Raw genomic sequence first — 17,858 nt, forward strand, 5'->3', positions numbered from 1 at the left:
GCATTTTTTCTTGTTCTATTCGCTGTAATTACAACCTATGGGTTGTGGGGGCGCATATGAATGCAAGAGAAACGTTAAGGCGAATTTCCGCCATGGTGCTTGCCGGATTGGCTCGCGGCATTACGGGCGTGCGCCCGATCTGGCAGGGATGCGCGCCTTCGGACCGGCAGCGCATTTTCTTTGCGAACCATTGCAGTCATGGCGATTTTATTCTGCTTTCCTCCAGCCTGCCGCCACGCGAGCGGCAGCGCACACGTGCCGTTGCTGGTGCCGATTATTGGAAGCGCAATAAATTGCGGAACATTCTCGCCAAGGACTTGCTGAACACCGTGCTGGTTGACCGCAATTGGGTCGAGCGCTCGGAGGATCCAATGGTCGTCATGCTCGATGCATTGCAGGAAGGAAGCTCACTCATTGTCTTTCCCGAAGGCACCCGCAACATGACCGAGGAACCGTTGCTGCGCTTCCGCTCCGGTCTCTACAATCTTGCTGTGGCCCGGCCGGATGTGGAGCTTATTCCCTGCTGGATCGAGAATATGTCACGCGTCCTGCCGAAGGGCACCTTCCTGCCCGTCCCTCTCCTGTGCCGCGTTGTCTTTGGCTCGCCAATCGCACTTGAACCGAATGAAGACCGGAAAGAGTTTCTTCAAAGGGCGCGCCAATCTCTGCTCGATCTTTCGCCGGAACATCAGAAAGCGCTCAATCATGGCTGAAACGGTCTGGCTCTTTCTCGGCCTGCTCGGTGTGCTCACGCTCGCCAGTGCCATTGCAACAATGCTTACCTGGAAAAGCCGGCGCACGGCGGAGGTCTTGCCATCAACGCTCGTGAACCTCAATTCACGCATAAAGGCGTGGTGGATCATGATCGGCGGCATTTCCGTCGCTTTTCTCTTCGGTAAAAATGGTGTCATTTTCCTGTTCGCCTTTGTCTCCTTTGCTTCGCTGCGCGAATATGTGACCCTCACCCATACGCGGCGCGGCGATCATCGTATTCTCATCGGCATGTTCCTCGTCATCATTCCTGTCCAATATTACCTTCTCTGGATTGAATGGTATGGGCTCTATTCCATCTTTGTGCCGGTCTACTGCTTCCTTGCCATGCCGGCCTTGACGGCAATTTCGGGTGATACGGAGCGCTTTCTCGAGCGCGTCAGCGAACAGCAATGGGGCATCATGCTGTCGGTCTATTGCATCAGCCATGTGCCTGCCCTGCTCACACTTTCCATCCCCGGTTTTCAGGGCAAGGGATTGCTTTTGATCGCATTCCTGATCGCGACTGTTCAGGGGAGTGATGTGCTGCAATATGTGTTCGGCAAGCTTTTCGGCAAACACAAGGTTGCACCGAAAATCTCGCCATCCAAAACCTGGGAGGGTCTGATCGGCGGTATTGTCAGCGCATCATTGCTCGGCGCAGCGCTGACGTGGTTGACACCCTTCAGCGTCCTGCAAGCCGGGCTCATGGCGGGACTTGCCTGCATCATGGGTTTTTTCGGCGGGCTGGTTGCTTCGGCGATCAAGCGCGACCGCGGCGTCAAGGATTGGGGCCACATGATCGAGGGGCACGGCGGCATGCTCGACCGGGCTGACAGCTTGATTTTCGCCGCACCGGTTTTCTTTCACATCGTTCGCTATTTCTGGGCAGCCTGAAGTAAACCCGCCGGAACGAGATCGTGCAGCAAATGGCCGGATCGCTGGTAGCTTCGCCGGGTGGGGTTGGAACTCGACCGTAACCTTTTAGCCCAACTGCACCCAATTTATGCCTTCGAGCACATAGGGCGCGAACAGGAAGTCGCGGATCTCGATAATCCGGCTATCCGACCAGCCGATCAGGACAAAATGCGCAGGCCTGTCCATCGGGCCGGTGCCGTCGAAGACGAGCATGGCCGGCTGCCCTTCAACCGCACCGAAGGCAAACCGCCATTTCGTCTCTTCCGCATAGCGCGTGAAATAAAGGCCAATCTTGTCACGCCCTTTCCATTCGAGCCGGTTCACCAGATCGAGCTTGACGTCATCGGCGAGCATGGCGCGGATTGCATCGAAATCGCCGCTTCGAAACAGATGGACGTAAGCCGTGATCTTCCGCCGGTCCGGATCGGACATCAGCGGCAGCCGGGTATCTTCAGGCGCCTGCGCGAGTTGCCGCAACGCTACACGCCCGCGCTGCAGCGCCGATTTGGCCGCAGCCGGTGTGCTGCCGGCGATCGCCGCGATCTCTTCGACCGAGTGGCCAAGAACGTCCTTGAGAATCACGGCGCAGCGCTGAAGTTCGGGCAGTCGCAGAAACGTTTGAAAGCCGACCGCGACGATATCCGCCTCGGGCATCGTCGCATCTTCCAGATCTTCGGTGAGCGAGACAATGTTGCTGCGGGAGCGCCGGCGCAGGAAATCCAAACTCGTATTGTGGGCGATACGGAACAGCCAGGCTTCGAGATTTTCGACAATAGTGCCTTCCCCACGCGCCCGCAGGGCTTTGATCAGGGTATCTTGCAGCACATCCTCACCATCCACACTCGAACCGGTCATGCGCGCGCAGTAACGGTGAAGCCGTGGCCGCAGCGCTTTCAGTCGATCCTCGAATTCGTCCGTATTCATGTGTCGAGACCTATAGTGCTTCCACTCTGTTCCGCCAGGGATTGGATACCAATATCACGGCTGGGTTCAAACCTCTCTGTTGTCAAAGAGGAACATTTGAACGCCCGAGTCATCCGGCGCAAAAATCCGGCGATCCTCACCGGCTGCCCGTCCCTCCGCGCTTGCAAACGCCCTTTCGATCGCCGCAAGGTCGTCGAAATACAAGGTTCCAATCCGATGGATATCAGGGGTTCTCAGCGGTGTCGCGATGGGACCGTCGCTGACCTCGTATTTCCGGAGACCCGGAATCTTCTTGGCGAGAGGCACGTGGATATCGAAGTAATGTCGATCAAATGCCTCTACGTCCTTGGGTGTCCGGTAAATCACGACCATCCGGGCCATCGCGGTTCTCCTTTGTAAATTGTGTGGCGCAAACTTACTTGTGTGTTCACCCTCACCGGACTTCGCTCAACACCGCCGAGCCCATGACCGAGTCCAAGCTCGCCAACTCGATGATCTTCGGGAAATAGGCTTGCATGTGCGGATCGCTGCGCATCGCCTCGACGGCTGCCGGGTTCTCCCACTCGGAGTAAATGACGACGCCGGCGCCGTCCTTTGCCGCGATCAGCCGGGTTGTTTTCCATCCGGGGAGCATGCGGACCACCGTATCGATGTTCTGCTTCAAGAGCGCTATCAGCGCCTCCTGCTTCCCGGGTTTGACCTTCAGCAGATTGATCAAAATGACGGATTCTTCGGACATGGCATATCTCCTTCTGTTTCAGATATACCAAGGACGACCCAAAGGATTAAAACGGATCGCGGCGCAGAAGAATTTTCGAAAATCATGTCGAAGGAGCGTGCCTTGCCGAGTTTTGCAACGCCAGTTGCAATGACCCGACATAGCCAGGCATCGTTGACACAGAGCATCCAGATACCACGCGCAACCATCATTTCTTTCAGGTCACGCAGCCCCATAGAACGCTTCACTCACTATCCGCGATGTGACCGCCTCGCTACCCACGATCACGAGCAGCGGATCGCCGTTATGCGCGCGCACGGCCCGTCGGCAGTTCCACGGCGCGGTTGACGCCGAGATGGCGCCAATCATTTGCTGCGAACCCAACGGTTCCAAGCCAATATGCTTATCGCGAATTTCTGCCTATCGATTTTTGGCGCCCGGAACCTGCTTGAGATACTGGTGAATGGCTTGAACCACGACTGATCCTTCCCCTACCCCTGACGCCACCCGTTTTACCGATCCCGCGCGAACATCGCCAACGGCGAATACGCCAGGAGCCGAGGTTTCAAAGGGAGAGCCGCTGGTCAAAACCCCGGCCATGAGTCCAGTCTCAATAAACCCGGACTTGTCCAGCTTAACACAGCCATTGAGCCATTCCGTGTTTGGGGCAGCTCCAATCATCATGAAGATATTCGAGATATTTTTGGTTTCGCTCTGTCCAGACATACGATTGGTCCAGGTCACCGTGTTCAGGTATCTGTCACCGTCGATAGCGGTGATTTCAGTGTGCGCGTGCAGTGAAATGCGCTGTGATTTTTCGATGCGTTGAATCAGATAGTCCGACATTGTCTCCTTCAAACCCGGCCCCCGGACCAGAATGTGCAGGTGTTTGACCCATTGCGACAGGAACATCGCCGCCTGACCGGCCGAATTGCCGCCGCCGACAACAATGACCTCCTGTTCCCGGCACAACTGCGCTTCCATTGCCGTGGCCGCGTAGTGAATGCCCTGCCCTTCAAACCGCTCGTAGTTCAACAGGTCCGGCTTGCGGTAACGGGCTCCGGTGGCAACGACCATTGCCCGCGCTGAGACGGTTTGTCCGTCATCGAGCAGGACGCGGTAAGGCGACCTGTCGCAATCGACGGAGACAGCCATGCGGGAAATGGCCAGACGCGCCCCGAACTTCTGGGCCTGAACCTGTGCACGGCCCGCCAGAGCCTGCCCGGATATACCAGTCGGGAATCCGAGATAATTCTCGATCTTCGAGCTTGTTCCTGCTTGCCCGCCTGGGGCTACCCCTTCGATCACGATCGTTTTCAATCCTTCCGATGCGGCGTAGACTGCCGAGGCGAGGCCGGCCGGTCCGGCACCGACAACCATGACATCGTAGACTTCGGCCGGATCAATGATTTCTGTCAGCCCCAGCACATCCGCCAGTTGGCCCGTTGTCGGATTCTGCAGGACCGCTTTTCCTGGCGGAACGATAACAGGCAGCGACAACGCACAGATTTTCAACGCGGTGACCATTTCCTTCGCTTCGGGATCGACGTCGGAATCGACCAATCGGTGGGGATAACCGTTACGCGTCAGAAAGCGCTGCAATCTCAACGTGTCAGCAGCGTGGCTCGGCCCTATCAACACAACGCCTGCCTGACCGTGTTTGATAAAGCCGACACGGCGCAAAATAAGTGCGCGGGTAATGATTTCACCGATATCCGGCTCCGCCGACATCATCCGCAGGAACGAATCCCGCTCAACGCGGACAAGATGCGAATCCTCAGCCGCCCTCGCCGTCACCAAATTCTCCCGACTATTGAACAGGTCGAGTTCTCCGGTGAATTCCCGCTCTCCCTGCAGAGCCAGGACGCGGCTTGAGCCATCGCCGCCAAGATCAAGTATCTCGATGGAGCCAGACTTTATCAGGAAGAAGTCCGTCTGGCGTTCGCCGCGACTGAACAGAACCGCGCCCTTGGTGACTGAGGTCTCGGATCCGAACGCGGAAACGCGGTCCATCATGCCCTTATCGAGCTGCGGAAAAGTTTGTGTCCTGCGGGCGTAGGGGTCGCTCGCATCGGCCGAGACGTTATCGCTCAATTCCACCTGGTTCATTCCGGCGCACTCTCTCTCGTGGTCCGATTTTGACATTTGCACCCCCTTGATACAAGCCATGCAGGCAAATGTCAGATCAGGTGAACCTCAACGCCGCATATATGTGACGAGATCGGCTGAGACGCGCTTTGCTATTTGCCGGGGGCGCGCTGCCAACGTGCGGAACCGACGCGTCCGCTTTTCTTCGTGGCGGGACTTTGCAACGGTTCCACGATCTTGCGGTCACCCTCGACAGTGTCGCCAAGCAGACATCCTTACCTCTCTTCGAAGAAACGCTCTACATCGTTGGCCCGTCAGGGCAGTTCACGCCCGATGCGGAAGTGACAGTGGAACATGCCCTCGGCCTGCCGCTGATCCTGCCCATGCGTCGCCACGGGATCCGCATATTGCTTGAACGGCAGGCTCTGATCTCCGGACGGGAACTTAACATCGTGCGCGAAATCGAAGGTGTGGCGAGCACGAAGGCGGCAATTCGCGCGGGTCTCGGACTGAGATCCTCGGGCGCGGCGCGGTCCATCCCGAGCAAGAAAACGGAACTCTGTCCGCCATCGCTCTCACCCGCCCCGGTCTCACCCGCCGCCTCGTTCTCGACATGCCGGCCGACCATCCGCCGACGCGGGCCGTCATCGAGGTGCAAAAAATTCTGCTCGCGGTTGTCAGAAAGCTCGGTGCTGATGGTCACTGGAGTTGCCTCTCACCGACGCTGTCCGCAATCCGGTAGGTGTTCTGCCGCAGACATCTGAAGCAATATTGGATCTGTGCGTTCAGTTCCTTCAGATCTATTTTTGTGCTTCCGTGGCCATTCGAATAGCCAGGCCAGCCAAAACAGTTCCCATAAGATAGCGCTGAACCGTCATCCAAAATGGACGATTGGCAAGAAATGCTGCGATCGAGCCAGCAGTGACCGCGATCACGGCATTGACAGTCAAGCTTATGGCAATTTGTGTAAAACCGAAGCTGATTGACTGCAAGAACACGCTTCCAAGCTCCGGCTTTACGAACTGCGGCAAGAGAGACAGATACAGAACCGCTGCCTTGGGATTAAGGAGATTGGTTACAAAACCCATGACAAACAGTTTTTGTGGTGTGTCCTTTGGCAGTTCTCGAACAACGAATGCCGAGCGTCCACCCGGCTTGAGGGCGTTCCAAGCAAGCCAACCGAGATAAATTGCTCCGCCAAATTTCAAAACCTCGTAGGCAAACGGCACCGCAAATACGAGTGCCGTAATGCCAAGAGCAGCGGAAAGCATGTAAAAAACAAATCCCAGCGCTACACCCCCAAGGGAAATCAATCCCGCTTTCGGGCCCTGGCAGATTGAACGGGATATGAGGTAAATCATATTGGGGCCAGGGGTACAAACCATACCAAAGGCAATTAATCCGAATGCAAGCAGACTCGTTACTTCAGGCATCTGTCACCTTTTGAGAGTGTACGTTGCTACCCATGTTTTGAGAGTGCTCACTACCGCTGCAGCCGCATACGCTGCAAGCATCCAATTGTCTGCATGACAAGTTTACGCGCTGGAAATAGGGCAAGGGCTATGGGTAAACCTTGCCCTGTGAATAGTGACTGGAAAGGCGGTTGTTTAGGACAACCACCCCACTTGCCTGCCGGACGTTCGGCATATATATTAGACAAATGTCTGATAATTCGTCCCGACCATCTTCACCGCCACATATCCCGATGGATGCGCTAAGCGAAGTCCTGCAGGACTTTCGCTTGAGTGGCGTCAATTATGGCCGCTGCGAGCTCCGGCATCCATGGAGCATCGCCTTTCCGCAACAACAGCTGCTTCGTTTTCACTTTGTCAGCCAGGGTCCGTGCTGGATCCATACCGAAGTGCAGGGCTGGCAGGAGTTGCGCGATGGCGACCTGGTGCTGCTGCCGCAAGGCATCGCCCATCGGCTGGCCAGCGCGCCGGACGTCGTGGGCGACTCGCTCAAGGGTTGCCACGTGACCAAGCTGGGAAGCAACGTCAGCGAAGTGGTGCGGGAGGGAACGGGGGCGACCAGCACCCTTTTCTGCGGCTCCATGGCCCTGGGTGCCTGTGCGCTCAACCCCTTGATCACTTTGATGCCGCCGATCATCAAGGGCTGCGACGTAGCCGGTAATGACCCGATCGTCGGTCCCTTGCTTGCGGCAATGACGGTCGAGGCCGCACAGCCGCAGATGGGCAGCGCCACCATCCTGTCGCGGATGGCGGACCTGCTGACCGCCCGGCTCATCCGCTGCTGGGTCAATTGCACCGGAGCCCCGACCACCGGCTGGCTCGCCGCCATCCGCGACCCCCATATCGGCCGCGTTCTGGCGGCCATGCACCGGGACCCCGGCCACAACTGGACCCTCGAAAGCCTCGCCGGCCTGGCAGGGCAATCGCGCTCGATTTTCGCCGAGCGTTTCAGCGCTGTTTTGGGGGAAGGCGCGGCACGCTATCTCGCCCGTCTTCGTATGCAACTTGCCCGCGAATTGTTGGGGCAAAACGGCATGTCGGTTGCCGAGGTCGCGACTCGTTTGGGCTATGAGTCCGAGGCATCCTTCGCACGCGCGTTCAAGCGTATCACCAGCGTCTCGCCCGGCGTTGTGCGTCGCACCATTTCCGGACGAACGGACATGCATTTCGGATTTTAGGATACATATCATCCGAAAGGACTCGTCTATGAAGATCTCCAAACCTTGGAGATACTTCAATGACAGACACAACATTACAGCTTGAAGGCACCGCAATAGATCTTGATGCCGCTCCGCCAGTCGCGTGGAGCCCGGCCACCTGGTTCGCGGTTCTTTCAATGGCGGCCGCCAGCTTTGCGCTGGTGTCAGCCGAATTTCTGCCGGCAGGCCTGTTGACGCCGATGGCGCGCGATCTCGGTATCAGCGAAGGAACGGCCGGACAGGTCGTCACTGCCACCGCTTCCGTCGGCGCCGTCACGGCCATGTTGAGCAATGTTCTCATCGGCCGATTGAACCGCAAGACAGTGCTGGTTGGTCTCAGCGCCTTGGCAATCGGTTCCAATATTCTTGCGGCGGTCGCGACCGATTTCTGGCTATTGTTGCTGGGTCGGGCCGGGCTGGGCATCGCCCTCAGCGCTTTCTGGGCACTTTCCGTTGCCGTCGTAGCGCGGCTGGTTGGCGCCAACGCCACGGGCCGGGGCATGGCTATAGTCACTCTCGGCGTCTCGCTCGCCACCATTGCCGCACCGTCGATGGGTGCATTGATCAGCGACTGGGTGGGCTGGCGCAGCGCCATGGCCATGACAGCGGGGCTGGCCGCGGTTGCCATGGTGTTGCAATTTCTCAGCCTGCCGACCCTGCCTGCCACCACGAGCAACAGTCTCGCCGACGTCTTTCGGCTGACACGGCGGCGCGGCATTCAACTCGGCATGCTGGCTATCCTTCTGCTCATGACCGGGCATTTTGCCGGCTCGGTCTATGTGCGCCCCTTCCTCGAACAGGTTACGCACCTTGGAACCGGGCCGATTGCCCTGGCGCTGCTCGGGTTTGGTATCGCCGCCGTGATCGGCAACGTTGTTGGTGGCCGCATGGCCGACGCCAATATCCACACGGCTCTCATGGCTACCGCCGCCTTGATGGGGCTTGCAGCGCTCGCTTTGGTATTGTGGGGCGTGCACATCGGCGTTGCCTTCGGTTTCGTCACCTTGTGGGGGCTCGCCTTCGGTATGGCGCCCGTGGTGCTGCCGACCAACCTGTCCCGCGCAGCGCCTGACGCTCTGGAAGCAGCAGGCAGCCTGATGGTCACCTCTTTCCAGGTCGCCATCACGATTGGCGCGGTTGTCGGCGGCTATGTCGTGGACACCTATGGCGCTACAGGGCCCCTGACCCTCACCGCCATCCTTGCCGCATCGACAGTCGTGCTGGCACTGCTCCAGCCCCGCAGCTAATCTTTGTTGCTGTGCAGCAGATGGAGCAACCAGAAGTCACAACAAGGTTGCAATGGTTGCAGATGCGGCACTCACGCCGCATCCGCACAGCGTCTGGCCAGAGCCGTGATGGGGTTCGACCCATGAACCCTTTGAGGGTCGATGGTTAGCGTGCGGACCCGACGCTCGTTTGGGCGTCATCGGAAGCGTCCGGTGTCACATGGGCAATGGTCTTCGCCCGAAGCCGGCTTGCATCGCGCGCCGGCGGTAGTCCGAATAGCCGCGCATATTCCCGGCTGAATTGGGACGCGCTTTCATAGCCAACGGCGAAGGCTATGCGAGCGGCGTCGCCCGGGGTCTCGAGCAACTGACGGCGCGCCTCGTACAAACGGAACCGTTTCTGATACTGGATCGGTGTCATTGTGGTTGCCGCCTTGAAATGACGATGGAACACCGAGACACTCATTCCTGTCATCCGCGCCAGATCCTCGACTTTGAACGGTTTGGTGAAGTGCTCGCGAATCCAGGCGAGCGCCCGCCGAACCTGGGACTGACGCCCATCAACCTGAGCGATCTGCCGCAGCTTCGCTCCTTGCGGTCCCTGCAACAGGCGGAACAGAATTTCCCGCTCGATCATAGGCGCCATGACGGGAATTTCATTTGGCCTATCGAGAAGCCGCAACATGCGCAGAAAGGCTTCGTCGAGCTGCGGATCGGTCGGGCTTACGCCGAGGCCGCACAGGAAATCCGGATCGCGCATCTCAGGCATGTCGATCAGAAGGTCGCTAATCCCACGGGAGTCAAAACTGAGCCCGACCCCGAGAAATGGTTTCTCGCAGCTCGCTTCGGATATTCTGGCAATGACAGGGATCTCAATCGAGGCGACAAAGTAGCTGCCCGCACCGTATTGCAATATGTTCTCGCCGCAAGTGACCGCCTTGGCACCCTGCAGCACCAGGCACGTGACGAGCTCCGTCATACCTGCAGTCGGCCCAGTCGTCCGCTCTGCCCTCAGCAAACCGACACGCGGGATAGCCGTCAGCGTACTGTCGCCGCGCGCGTGCCTCTCTATCAGGAACTTCAGTTCCTCGCCTGCATTTTCCATACTTTCTAGATCGCACCAGTCTCCGATACGCGCAAGGCCTTCGGCAGGATTAGGCAAGAGTTCAATAGAATTTGGCACGCCGCTGGAAGGCCGACCGCCCATATTGGGTGGGCAATCAGAATGGAGAACAATCATGTCGAAGAATGTGTTGATCACGGGTGCCAACAGGAGCATCGGCTATGAAACGGCACGCCAGTTGGGCGAACGGGGCTATCATGTCTGGCTCGGTGCGCGCGATGCCCGGCGCGGCGAAACAGCGGCGAAAGCCTTGCGCGCACTCGGCCACCACGTTCGCTTCATCGAGATCGCCGTCGAGGACGACATAAGCGTGAACGCCGCCGCGGCGCGCGTAGGCCAGGAAGATGGCAAACTCGACGTGCTCATCAACAATGCGGGCATATCCGGAGCATTCGTCGATCCGGCTGCTCAGAGCTTGGACGATATCCGCAACGTATACGAGATCAATGTTTTCGGGCCCATTCGAATGACTCAAACCTTCCTGCCTCTGCTCAAGGCCGCAGGTTCCGCCAGTGTGGTCAATGTCAGCAGCGAACTCGGTTCGCTCGGTGCCCTGACAGACCCGCAGAGCGAATTTTATGGCGTGAACAGCCTTGGCTATAACAGCTCGAAGACAGCGCTCAACGCAGTGACCGTATCGTTCTCCAAGGCCCTCGCTTCGTCCGGCATCAGAGTCAACAGCGCGGATCCGGGATACGCAAAGACGGATTTCAACGGCAACACAGGCTATCGGACAGTCGAGCAGGCCGCAGAGATCATCGTGCAGCTTGCGACTGCCGACGATGGTCAGACCGGGACCTTCATCAATGACGCGCGCACCCTACCCTGGTGAGCCTGACTTGATCGGCAGGGCGTAACGCCTGGCGTGCCCTGCCCTCACCATGGCTCCGCGGAAACGCGAAGCCGGTTTAACCCGCGAGAAAGCCGCCATCCGTGCAGAGGATATGGCCGACAACATAATCAGCCTCACTTGACAGCAGCCAGCAAACCGCCGCCGCAACTTCCTCGGGATGGCCCATGCGCCGCAGGGGCAGGCTGGCCGCGACCTGACGCATGTCCGCAATACCCGACGCCAGCATCATATCCGTCACCACACGCCCTGGAGCGACGCCATTGATCCGCACGCCCTGCGGTGCATATTCCATGGCCGCCGAACGCGTCATGGAAATGGCGGCCGCTTTCGACGCAGAATATAGCGACAATCCAGGATTGGGATTACGTAGTCCGCTCACGCTTGTGTTGTTGACAATCGTCCCGCCACCAGAGGCCAGGAGCGTGGGTATTTGGTGGCGCATACAATGAAATATAGCCCGCACATTGGTGTCAAACACCCGGCTATAGACAGCATCCGTCTGGTCAGCCAGGGAAGCTCGCTTCTCCTGGAACCCGGCATTGTTGAAAACCGCGTCCAGCCTCCCGAAGCGTTGCAGAAGCGTTCCGACCAGGTGCTCTACCTCTGCCTCGCAGGCAACATCTGCAGCAACAAAGAGTGCCTCAGCGCCGATGGTCTCAAGTTCGGCAGCGACGTTTTGCCCGATAGCCTGCCTGCGACCCGCTATGACGACCGCCGATGCACCCTCGCGAGCCATTCGAAGCGCAGTAGCGCGGCCGATGCCAGTTGCACCTCCCGTGACCAGACATACTTTGCCTGCCAGCTTGCCACCCGGCCGCCATTGTGGAACGGGTCCTGCCAGAATCACCGGATCGACATCATTCAACGCCATGCTCCTTGTCTCCAGTTTTATTCTCTGTTCGGCTGGCCTGCAGGGCGCAGGCATAGGAATCCAAGCTCTCCGGCAAGTTACGACCCGCCTCGACGCCCATCCTCGTCAGCGCCTCCATCACCTGATGCCGTGCAAACGCATCGACCCGCTGCAGCGTCGATACCCCTTGCGGGGTAAGCGACAAGGGCTTTACACGCGCATCGTCATTGCTGATTTCCTCTGCCAATTCACCGGCTTTGACCAGCTTGCGTACCATTCTGCTCACCGTGGATTTTTCCAGGATGAGGACTGCACTGAGATCGGAAGCCGTCATGGACCCGCGTGCACCGATTTCAACCAACGCATGCACAGCAGAAGGCGGCAGATCAGTTGCCGCCAGTGTTGGCCGCAGGAAGCCAAGCTCCCGTACAAGTCGGCGAGAGGCATCGCGAATCCGGGCAATATGAGATTCATCGTTGTAAGCAGTCATACCGCGTCACCCAATATAGTTGCTCCATACAACTATATTGGAATTCTGCATCACTGAAAAGAGACCACATAATAGAAACTTGGCGTGAGCGCCTAAAAAGAGCCGACCCTTTGTCACCCGTTTCAAACAACGAGGCAATGCGGCCAACCAAATGCGTAATCACCGATCGCAAGCCATGGCAGAACGGGCAGCAATCGGTGGCCAGACCGTCTGAAACGGTCAGCACGAACCCTTCAAACAACGGGACATCACCCTGTCAGAACTTGAACGAAATATCCGCCTTGAACGCATTGTCCTGCGCCTTGCTGGCAAACTGTCCGGAATAAGAAATGCCAATCGTTGCCTGTGGTGAAAGCTTGAAATCGAGACCCGCTTCAAGCACCAGCGCGTCTTTGGTAATGGCGACGCCGGAAATATCAAAGGCAGTGCTACCGGTAAACGCAAGATTCGAATGGGATACGGTGTCACCGAACGCATGACGCCAACCCAGCATGCCACGCGCAGCCGTTGTTACATTGCCCAACATGAAGTCCGAAGAGGCCCTGACGCCCAGCGTCGTGAATGTAACATCCGTATCCGTCTTGCTGCCGATAAGAGCCGCTGCTCCGCCGGTTTCAGCAAAGGCGTCATGCTTGAAGTTCACATAGGCCAGATTGGCGAAAGGCTCAAAGGCAACGCGATTGGTATCAATTCGATAACCGAGCTCACCGAATACCTGTGCTGTGTGCGCATTGTATTGGGCAGATGTATCGTCTGAGAAACCGGGGAAAACGACCGACCGGCGGATATTGATATCGTGCCACGTATAGGTCGCACCTGCCCTAAAACCAAGATTACCCCATTGCGAGCCGCCATATACGCCGAGGTGATAATTGTCGCTGTCACCTGAAGAATTTCGATCATCCACTTTAAAGGAGGTGTGACTATACCCGGCAAGCAGACCAAGGCGCCAGTTGTCAGCGATTTGGGTATCTGCTCCGATCAGAAAGCCACCGGTCGTGCTCTCAAGACTCGCGGCGTGTCCGTTGCTATCGCCTGAACCCCAATTGCCGAACCCTGTGCCCCATACGCCAAATTGATCCGTCACCGAGGGTGCAAGTTTGGGACCGTCATCACCATAGGCCATAATCGGGACCGCTACCGCTGCGACACCGCTGAAAGAACCACGGATTCTATTGATTGCCGCATCTCGGATGAAGCGGCTATCTTCCAAAAGAACGGTTGTTGCAGAGGCATAAACTTCGCCGGACAGCGCATCAAAGGCTTTCCGTGCAGATGCTGCATCCAAGACGAGCAGTGTATTGTACAGCGCAAGTGCATTGCCGCTTTGCGGCAGAGTGTTAAGAGCACCAGCAGTTGCTATTTGATGCGGAGTGGTGGCCGCAATGGGGAATGGACCTCCGTCCGTCGTTGAGGATTGCTTGACCGCTATAGTGAGATCGACAGCTTTTGCAGTGTTCGCGAGCGTTGCATCTAGAAAGGCGGAATTGGTCAAGACATTAGGATCGAATGTTCCGCCAACGCCGCCTTGCGCGGTGAGGATCCGATAGGTCTGGCCTGTGTGATAGCTCGTTGCGGGATCAAGCGCACGAACCGAAACCGCTCCACCCTGCAGCGTTGCAATCCCCGTTGCCGCGATGAGATCCGAAGTGCCGGCTGAGGTGATCTCCACGTTGTAGACCGAACCGTTGGCAAGGGTTACATCTCCAGCAATGTTGAGCGTGCCGACCGAATTGCCGGGCGCAATCACACCACCTGAGGCAATTGCTGTGGTTCCGACTGTTCCTGTACCGGAAAGTGTACCGCTATTGAGCACCTGAACTGTTCCGATCAGAGTCCCGTTGACAGCAAGAATACCTGCCTGAACGGTTGTCCCCCCGGTATAAGCATTGTTTCCGGACAGGGTGAGTTTGCCCGTACCCGTCTTTACCAGAGATGCTCCGGTACCGCCGCCGGTACCCCCATCCTGAATAATGCCGGAGACGTCCGTCGATAGATTGTTCGCGCCGACTGTTAACGCAGTCCCGCCAAGGAAGAATCGGCCACTACCTTCAAGAGAACCGGCCGTGTTTGTGGCAGGACCATTGGAAAAATCGACGAGCCCGGTACTGTTGGCAATCAACCGCGCATTGCCACCGGTGCTGTTCGTAAAGAAAACGGTTTGACCGCCAGCGTTGGAAGTAATTGTCGCGTTGCCAGCCGATCCGCTGTCATCAAAGAGCGTTCGACCACCGCTGTTGTTGGTGATGACAGCGCTTCCAGCTGAGCTGGTTCCGCGAATAAGTGTCAGACCGGTATTGTTGTTGGTGATCGTGGCATTGCCGGCAGTACTGGCGTCGAAGAATGTCACTCGTCCATTGTTGGCGTTGATCAGAGACGCACTACCAGCGGTGCTGGTGTCATCGAATTCGGTATTTCCTCCGTTGTTGGAAATATTGGCAGTGCCTGCAGTACTTGAATTGATGAAAGCGGTTGTACCACCAACGGTGTTCGTTATGACAGCATTGTCTGCTGTGCTGGTGTCACCGAATAACAATGCACCGCCATTGTTGGTTATGATGGCATGCCCAGCGACGCTGTTGCTGAAGAAATCAGTGCGGCCATCGACATTGTTGACAATGGAGGCATTGGCTGCCGCGCTCGTACCGAAGAAGAGGGTCTGTCCCCCATTGCCATTTGTAATGGTCGCGCTGCCCGCATTGCTGGCGCCGGAAAAGAGTGCCAGCCCGCCAAGGTTGGCAATATTTGCATTCTCGGCAGTACTGTCATTGGTGAAGTCCGTTTCGCCGCCAGTAAGGTTTGCAATGGTAGCCGTACCGCCTTGGCTTGTGTCCTGAAACGTTGTGAGATCGCCAGAATTGTTGACTATTGCGGTATTGCCGGCAGAACTGTTGCCCGAATATGTCGTATTGCCGGCGTAGGCTGTTCCAGCAAGCAGTGCCATTGTAAGCGCTGTCGATGCACATGTCGCTTTATACAGGGCCATGGCAGTCATTTCCCCCTCGTTTTACACCGAGCGCAACTGGGCGAGTACGGGGTTATTTCACGATGTCCTGCCCCTCCGCCCGAATGTGCGGGCAACCTCACCTAGATCCTCGATCACATAATAAGAGCCGGCGACTCCCAAGATGCCGAGCCGCAATCCGTCCCAACACGCCCAACCGGACGCGCATTCAGTACAACCGATCCATGCTCGTCACGTGTAGATGGATGATAGACTTAGTTGGCGGAATTCACGGACGCCCAGTTTCAAACTGCTACCTAGAATGGCTAATCACGGCCATCCCAATGGCGGGCCATTGCAGAAAGCTGGCACATTGCTTGGAAGACGAATGCGCCCAATGACTGAGATGGGCCGTTCAAGCCATATTGCTGGTTGCGTTGCCCGCACCGGTTCCCATACCAACGATTTGAACGATGATGCCTGATTGATTCAAGGGAGCTGTTGGACGTTTATTCAGCCTCTTTGTGCATCATCTGTTAGAACCTCACGTTGAAATCTGCCTTGAAGCCATGCTGACGGACGTCGGCGGCGATCCACCCCTGATAAGAGAGACCGAGGGTTGCTTGCGGGGGTAGCTTGAGATCAAGGCCAGCCTCAACGAGGGCAGCGTCGCGTGCGATGGGAACGCCGGCGACTGTAAAAGCATTGCCCGCCGAGAAAGCCTAGGTTGCGAGCGGGGTGGTGTCGCCATAGGCAGGCCGCCAGCCGAGCGTGCCACGTGCAGAGACGTTTTGTTCGCCCAGGTTGAGGCTGGTGGAGGCTCTCAGGCCCAGTGTCGTGAAGGCCGCGTTGGCTGTCCAGCCGTTGGCGTGAAGTGCCGGCGCACCGCCTTGCTCAGTATGGCAGAGTGCAAAGCTGTGGCGGGAGCGCCCGTCTGGAATCGAAGCTGTGCCGATTGTTGCCCACAATTGAGATTTCCGCGACATCGCCCGAGGAATTGGTTCGCCATATAGTCCGCGAGGGATGAACATATTCGCGGACAACCGGCCGGTCCTTGAAAACGGAAAAAAGCGAAGGAGAAAACAGGACTTGACCACGGCGCCAAACCCGAAACATACGTAAAAGGCAGGTCAAATCTCGGTGGAAATACCGGGGCAGTTCCTGGTGGAAATCAACACGACAACACCTTTGTTAAATCTTTGAAGCTGCAAAATCAGAATCGCTGGCTCTGACAACGAGATTGGCTCCAACCAATATCTTCACTGCTGGCTGCACCTCGGAACTATTGATCAGATCATCAAGTATCGTCACGGCAAGATTGCCGATCTTACGCTTGGACACATCAACCGTCGTTAGCATTGGCTCCATAGTCGCACTTTGGGGCAGATTATCAAAGCCGATGATCGAAACATCTTCCGGAATCCGGATGCCTTTACCCTTCAACGCTTTGATGAAGCCATAGGCGATGATATCGTTGGTACAGAAATAGCATTCCGCCAGATCCAGACCCGAATGCAACAGGGCGCATGTATCACGATAAGCGCCTTCATAGGTCGATTCAACCGAGAGAATATCGCGTTCCTGGACGCTCAGTTCCAGACGCTTCATATTTTTGAGAAATGCATCGCGACGGAGGCTAAAATTCGTCGTCTCGGTGTGGCTGGCAACGAACCCAATGCGCGAAAAGCCAAGTTGCTTGAAGCGAGACAAGACCTTGAAGACGGCATCTTCATTGTTCATGTCGACGAAATTGGCCTCTATGACCTCATAAAACGTATCGATGAATACAGTCGGCAGTCCCAATCCCTGAATCATGTGGATATCTGCAGCTGTCAACTCGGTTCCCAACGCAATCACCCCGCGGATCGGGGCGCCAGCCAGGGATTCAGCGACCGCGCTGATAGGCTGCCCCTCAAAGCTGACGACCTCGAGCGTATAGTTGCGGCGGGTCGCTTCGGACGACATACCGTCGATGTAATCAGAAACAAACACGCTATGATCACGATTGACCGTTTCACCATGCTTGGCGATCTTCAAAAAGCGGATCGTCTCGCCTGCGCCTGTGCCGGCTTTGGCAGTGCGCGGCACATAGTTGAGCCTCGAAACCGACTCAAGAACACGCGCTCGCGTCTCGCCTGAAATCTCACCTTTGCCATTCAAAACTAGCGAAACGGTAGCGGGGGAAACGCCCGCATTCTCAGCAATATCCCTGACTGTAAAGGACTTTTTCTTCTTCATATTCTCCGCGCGACTATTCGGCATTAGGGGAAAAATGACAAGTCGTTTAGTAAACATAAACGCCG

General features: G+C 57.0%; 18 protein-coding genes. 6 read left to right on the forward strand and 12 right to left on the reverse strand.

Annotation, left to right across the window (positions count from 1 at the left end; translation table 11 throughout):
* Positions 1 to 56 precede the first annotated feature (56 nt).
* Both AC1Q5O_RS23255 and AC1Q5O_RS23260 read left to right on the forward strand, forming a co-directional pair.
* Complete coding sequence (locus tag AC1Q5O_RS23255; RefSeq protein ID WP_223614486.1) at positions 57 to 713, forward strand: lysophospholipid acyltransferase family protein; 657 nt, start codon at positions 57 to 59, stop codon at positions 711 to 713.
* Positions 706 to 1,647: a phosphatidate cytidylyltransferase gene (locus AC1Q5O_RS23260; RefSeq protein ID WP_492566246.1), complete on the forward strand. Its 942-nt coding sequence runs from the start codon at positions 706 to 708 to the stop codon at positions 1,645 to 1,647. The genes AC1Q5O_RS23255 and AC1Q5O_RS23260 overlap by 8 nt, the downstream gene beginning before the upstream one ends.
* Before the next feature lie 87 nt (positions 1,648 to 1,734).
* On the opposite strand, the gene AC1Q5O_RS23265 is transcribed toward AC1Q5O_RS23260, so the two are convergent.
* The 5 genes from AC1Q5O_RS23265 to AC1Q5O_RS23285 all read right to left on the reverse strand — a co-directional run bounded on the left by AC1Q5O_RS23265 (position 1,735) and on the right by AC1Q5O_RS23285 (position 5,455).
* Positions 1,735 to 2,592, reverse strand: a complete 858-nt coding sequence (locus AC1Q5O_RS23265; protein WP_492566247.1) for a sigma-70 family RNA polymerase sigma factor — start codon at positions 2,590 to 2,592, stop codon at positions 1,735 to 1,737.
* A 66-nt stretch (positions 2,593 to 2,658) separates the two neighbouring features.
* On the reverse strand, positions 2,659 to 2,973 hold the full coding sequence (locus tag AC1Q5O_RS23270; RefSeq protein WP_492566249.1) for an EthD family reductase: 315 nt from the start codon (positions 2,971 to 2,973) through the stop codon (positions 2,659 to 2,661).
* 52 nt (positions 2,974 to 3,025) lie between these two features.
* Positions 3,026 to 3,331 carry a putative quinol monooxygenase gene (locus AC1Q5O_RS23275; protein ID WP_472460412.1) on the reverse strand — a complete coding sequence of 102 codons (306 nt, stop codon included), beginning with the start codon at positions 3,329 to 3,331 and terminating at the stop codon, positions 3,026 to 3,028.
* Positions 3,307 to 3,558, reverse strand: coding sequence for a hypothetical protein (locus tag AC1Q5O_RS23280; RefSeq protein WP_492566250.1), 252 nt, complete (start codon positions 3,556 to 3,558; stop codon positions 3,307 to 3,309). The genes AC1Q5O_RS23275 and AC1Q5O_RS23280 overlap by 25 nt, the downstream gene beginning before the upstream one ends.
* 172 nt (positions 3,559 to 3,730) lie before the next feature.
* Positions 3,731 to 5,455 carry an FAD-dependent oxidoreductase gene (locus tag AC1Q5O_RS23285; RefSeq protein ID WP_492566252.1) on the reverse strand — a complete coding sequence of 575 codons (1,725 nt, stop codon included), beginning with the start codon at positions 5,453 to 5,455 and terminating at the stop codon, positions 3,731 to 3,733.
* 161 nt (positions 5,456 to 5,616) lie between these two features.
* Between AC1Q5O_RS23285 and AC1Q5O_RS23290 the strand changes: the two genes are divergently transcribed.
* Complete coding sequence (locus AC1Q5O_RS23290; RefSeq protein ID WP_492566254.1) at positions 5,617 to 6,162, forward strand: LysR substrate-binding domain-containing protein; 546 nt, start codon at positions 5,617 to 5,619, stop codon at positions 6,160 to 6,162.
* Positions 6,163 to 6,198: 36 nt separating this feature from the next.
* Here the strand turns inward: AC1Q5O_RS23290 and AC1Q5O_RS23295 are convergent, their stop codons facing one another.
* Positions 6,199 to 6,831 carry a LysE family translocator gene (locus tag AC1Q5O_RS23295; RefSeq protein WP_464663542.1) on the reverse strand — a complete coding sequence of 211 codons (633 nt, stop codon included), beginning with the start codon at positions 6,829 to 6,831 and terminating at the stop codon, positions 6,199 to 6,201.
* Between the two features lie 227 nt (positions 6,832 to 7,058).
* Here AC1Q5O_RS23295 and AC1Q5O_RS23300 point away from each other — a divergent pair, with 227 nt between their 5' ends.
* A complete protein-coding gene (locus AC1Q5O_RS23300) occupies positions 7,059 to 8,048 on the forward strand; it encodes a cupin domain-containing protein (protein WP_464663540.1) in 990 nt (329 codons plus the stop codon).
* A 59-nt stretch (positions 8,049 to 8,107) separates the two neighbouring features.
* Positions 8,108 to 9,316: an MFS transporter gene (locus AC1Q5O_RS23305; RefSeq protein WP_464663538.1), complete on the forward strand. Its 1,209-nt coding sequence runs from the start codon at positions 8,108 to 8,110 to the stop codon at positions 9,314 to 9,316.
* A gap of 145 nt (positions 9,317 to 9,461) precedes the next feature.
* Here the strand turns inward: AC1Q5O_RS23305 and AC1Q5O_RS23310 are convergent, their stop codons facing one another.
* On the reverse strand, positions 9,462 to 10,400 hold the full coding sequence (locus AC1Q5O_RS23310; RefSeq protein WP_492566343.1) for an AraC family transcriptional regulator: 939 nt from the start codon (positions 10,398 to 10,400) through the stop codon (positions 9,462 to 9,464).
* A gap of 133 nt (positions 10,401 to 10,533) precedes the next feature.
* Here AC1Q5O_RS23310 and AC1Q5O_RS23315 point away from each other — a divergent pair, with 133 nt between their 5' ends.
* Complete coding sequence (locus AC1Q5O_RS23315) at positions 10,534 to 11,250, forward strand: SDR family oxidoreductase (protein WP_492566256.1); 717 nt, start codon at positions 10,534 to 10,536, stop codon at positions 11,248 to 11,250.
* A 76-nt stretch (positions 11,251 to 11,326) separates the two neighbouring features.
* Here the strand turns inward: AC1Q5O_RS23315 and AC1Q5O_RS23320 are convergent, their stop codons facing one another.
* From AC1Q5O_RS23320 to AC1Q5O_RS23340, 5 genes are all read right to left on the reverse strand, one after another.
* Positions 11,327 to 12,142, reverse strand: a complete 816-nt coding sequence (locus AC1Q5O_RS23320; RefSeq protein WP_492566257.1) for an SDR family NAD(P)-dependent oxidoreductase — start codon at positions 12,140 to 12,142, stop codon at positions 11,327 to 11,329.
* Complete coding sequence (locus AC1Q5O_RS23325; RefSeq protein WP_492566259.1) at positions 12,129 to 12,611, reverse strand: MarR family winged helix-turn-helix transcriptional regulator; 483 nt, start codon at positions 12,609 to 12,611, stop codon at positions 12,129 to 12,131. The genes AC1Q5O_RS23320 and AC1Q5O_RS23325 overlap by 14 nt, the downstream gene beginning before the upstream one ends.
* A gap of 256 nt (positions 12,612 to 12,867) precedes the next feature.
* On the reverse strand, positions 12,868 to 15,606 hold the full coding sequence (locus tag AC1Q5O_RS23330) for an autotransporter outer membrane beta-barrel domain-containing protein (protein ID WP_492566261.1): 2,739 nt from the start codon (positions 15,604 to 15,606) through the stop codon (positions 12,868 to 12,870).
* 671 nt (positions 15,607 to 16,277) lie between these two features.
* The gene (locus AC1Q5O_RS23335; protein WP_492566345.1) at positions 16,278 to 16,586 is read right to left on the reverse strand and encodes an autotransporter domain-containing protein; all 309 of its coding nucleotides are present in this window, start codon (positions 16,584 to 16,586) and stop codon (positions 16,278 to 16,280) included.
* Positions 16,587 to 16,746: 160 nt separating this feature from the next.
* Positions 16,747 to 17,793 carry a LacI family DNA-binding transcriptional regulator gene (locus tag AC1Q5O_RS23340; protein WP_464663527.1) on the reverse strand — a complete coding sequence of 349 codons (1,047 nt, stop codon included), beginning with the start codon at positions 17,791 to 17,793 and terminating at the stop codon, positions 16,747 to 16,749.
* Between the last annotated feature and the right edge of the window lie 65 nt (positions 17,794 to 17,858).

Source organism: Phyllobacterium sp. MT110 (assembly GCF_058792715.1).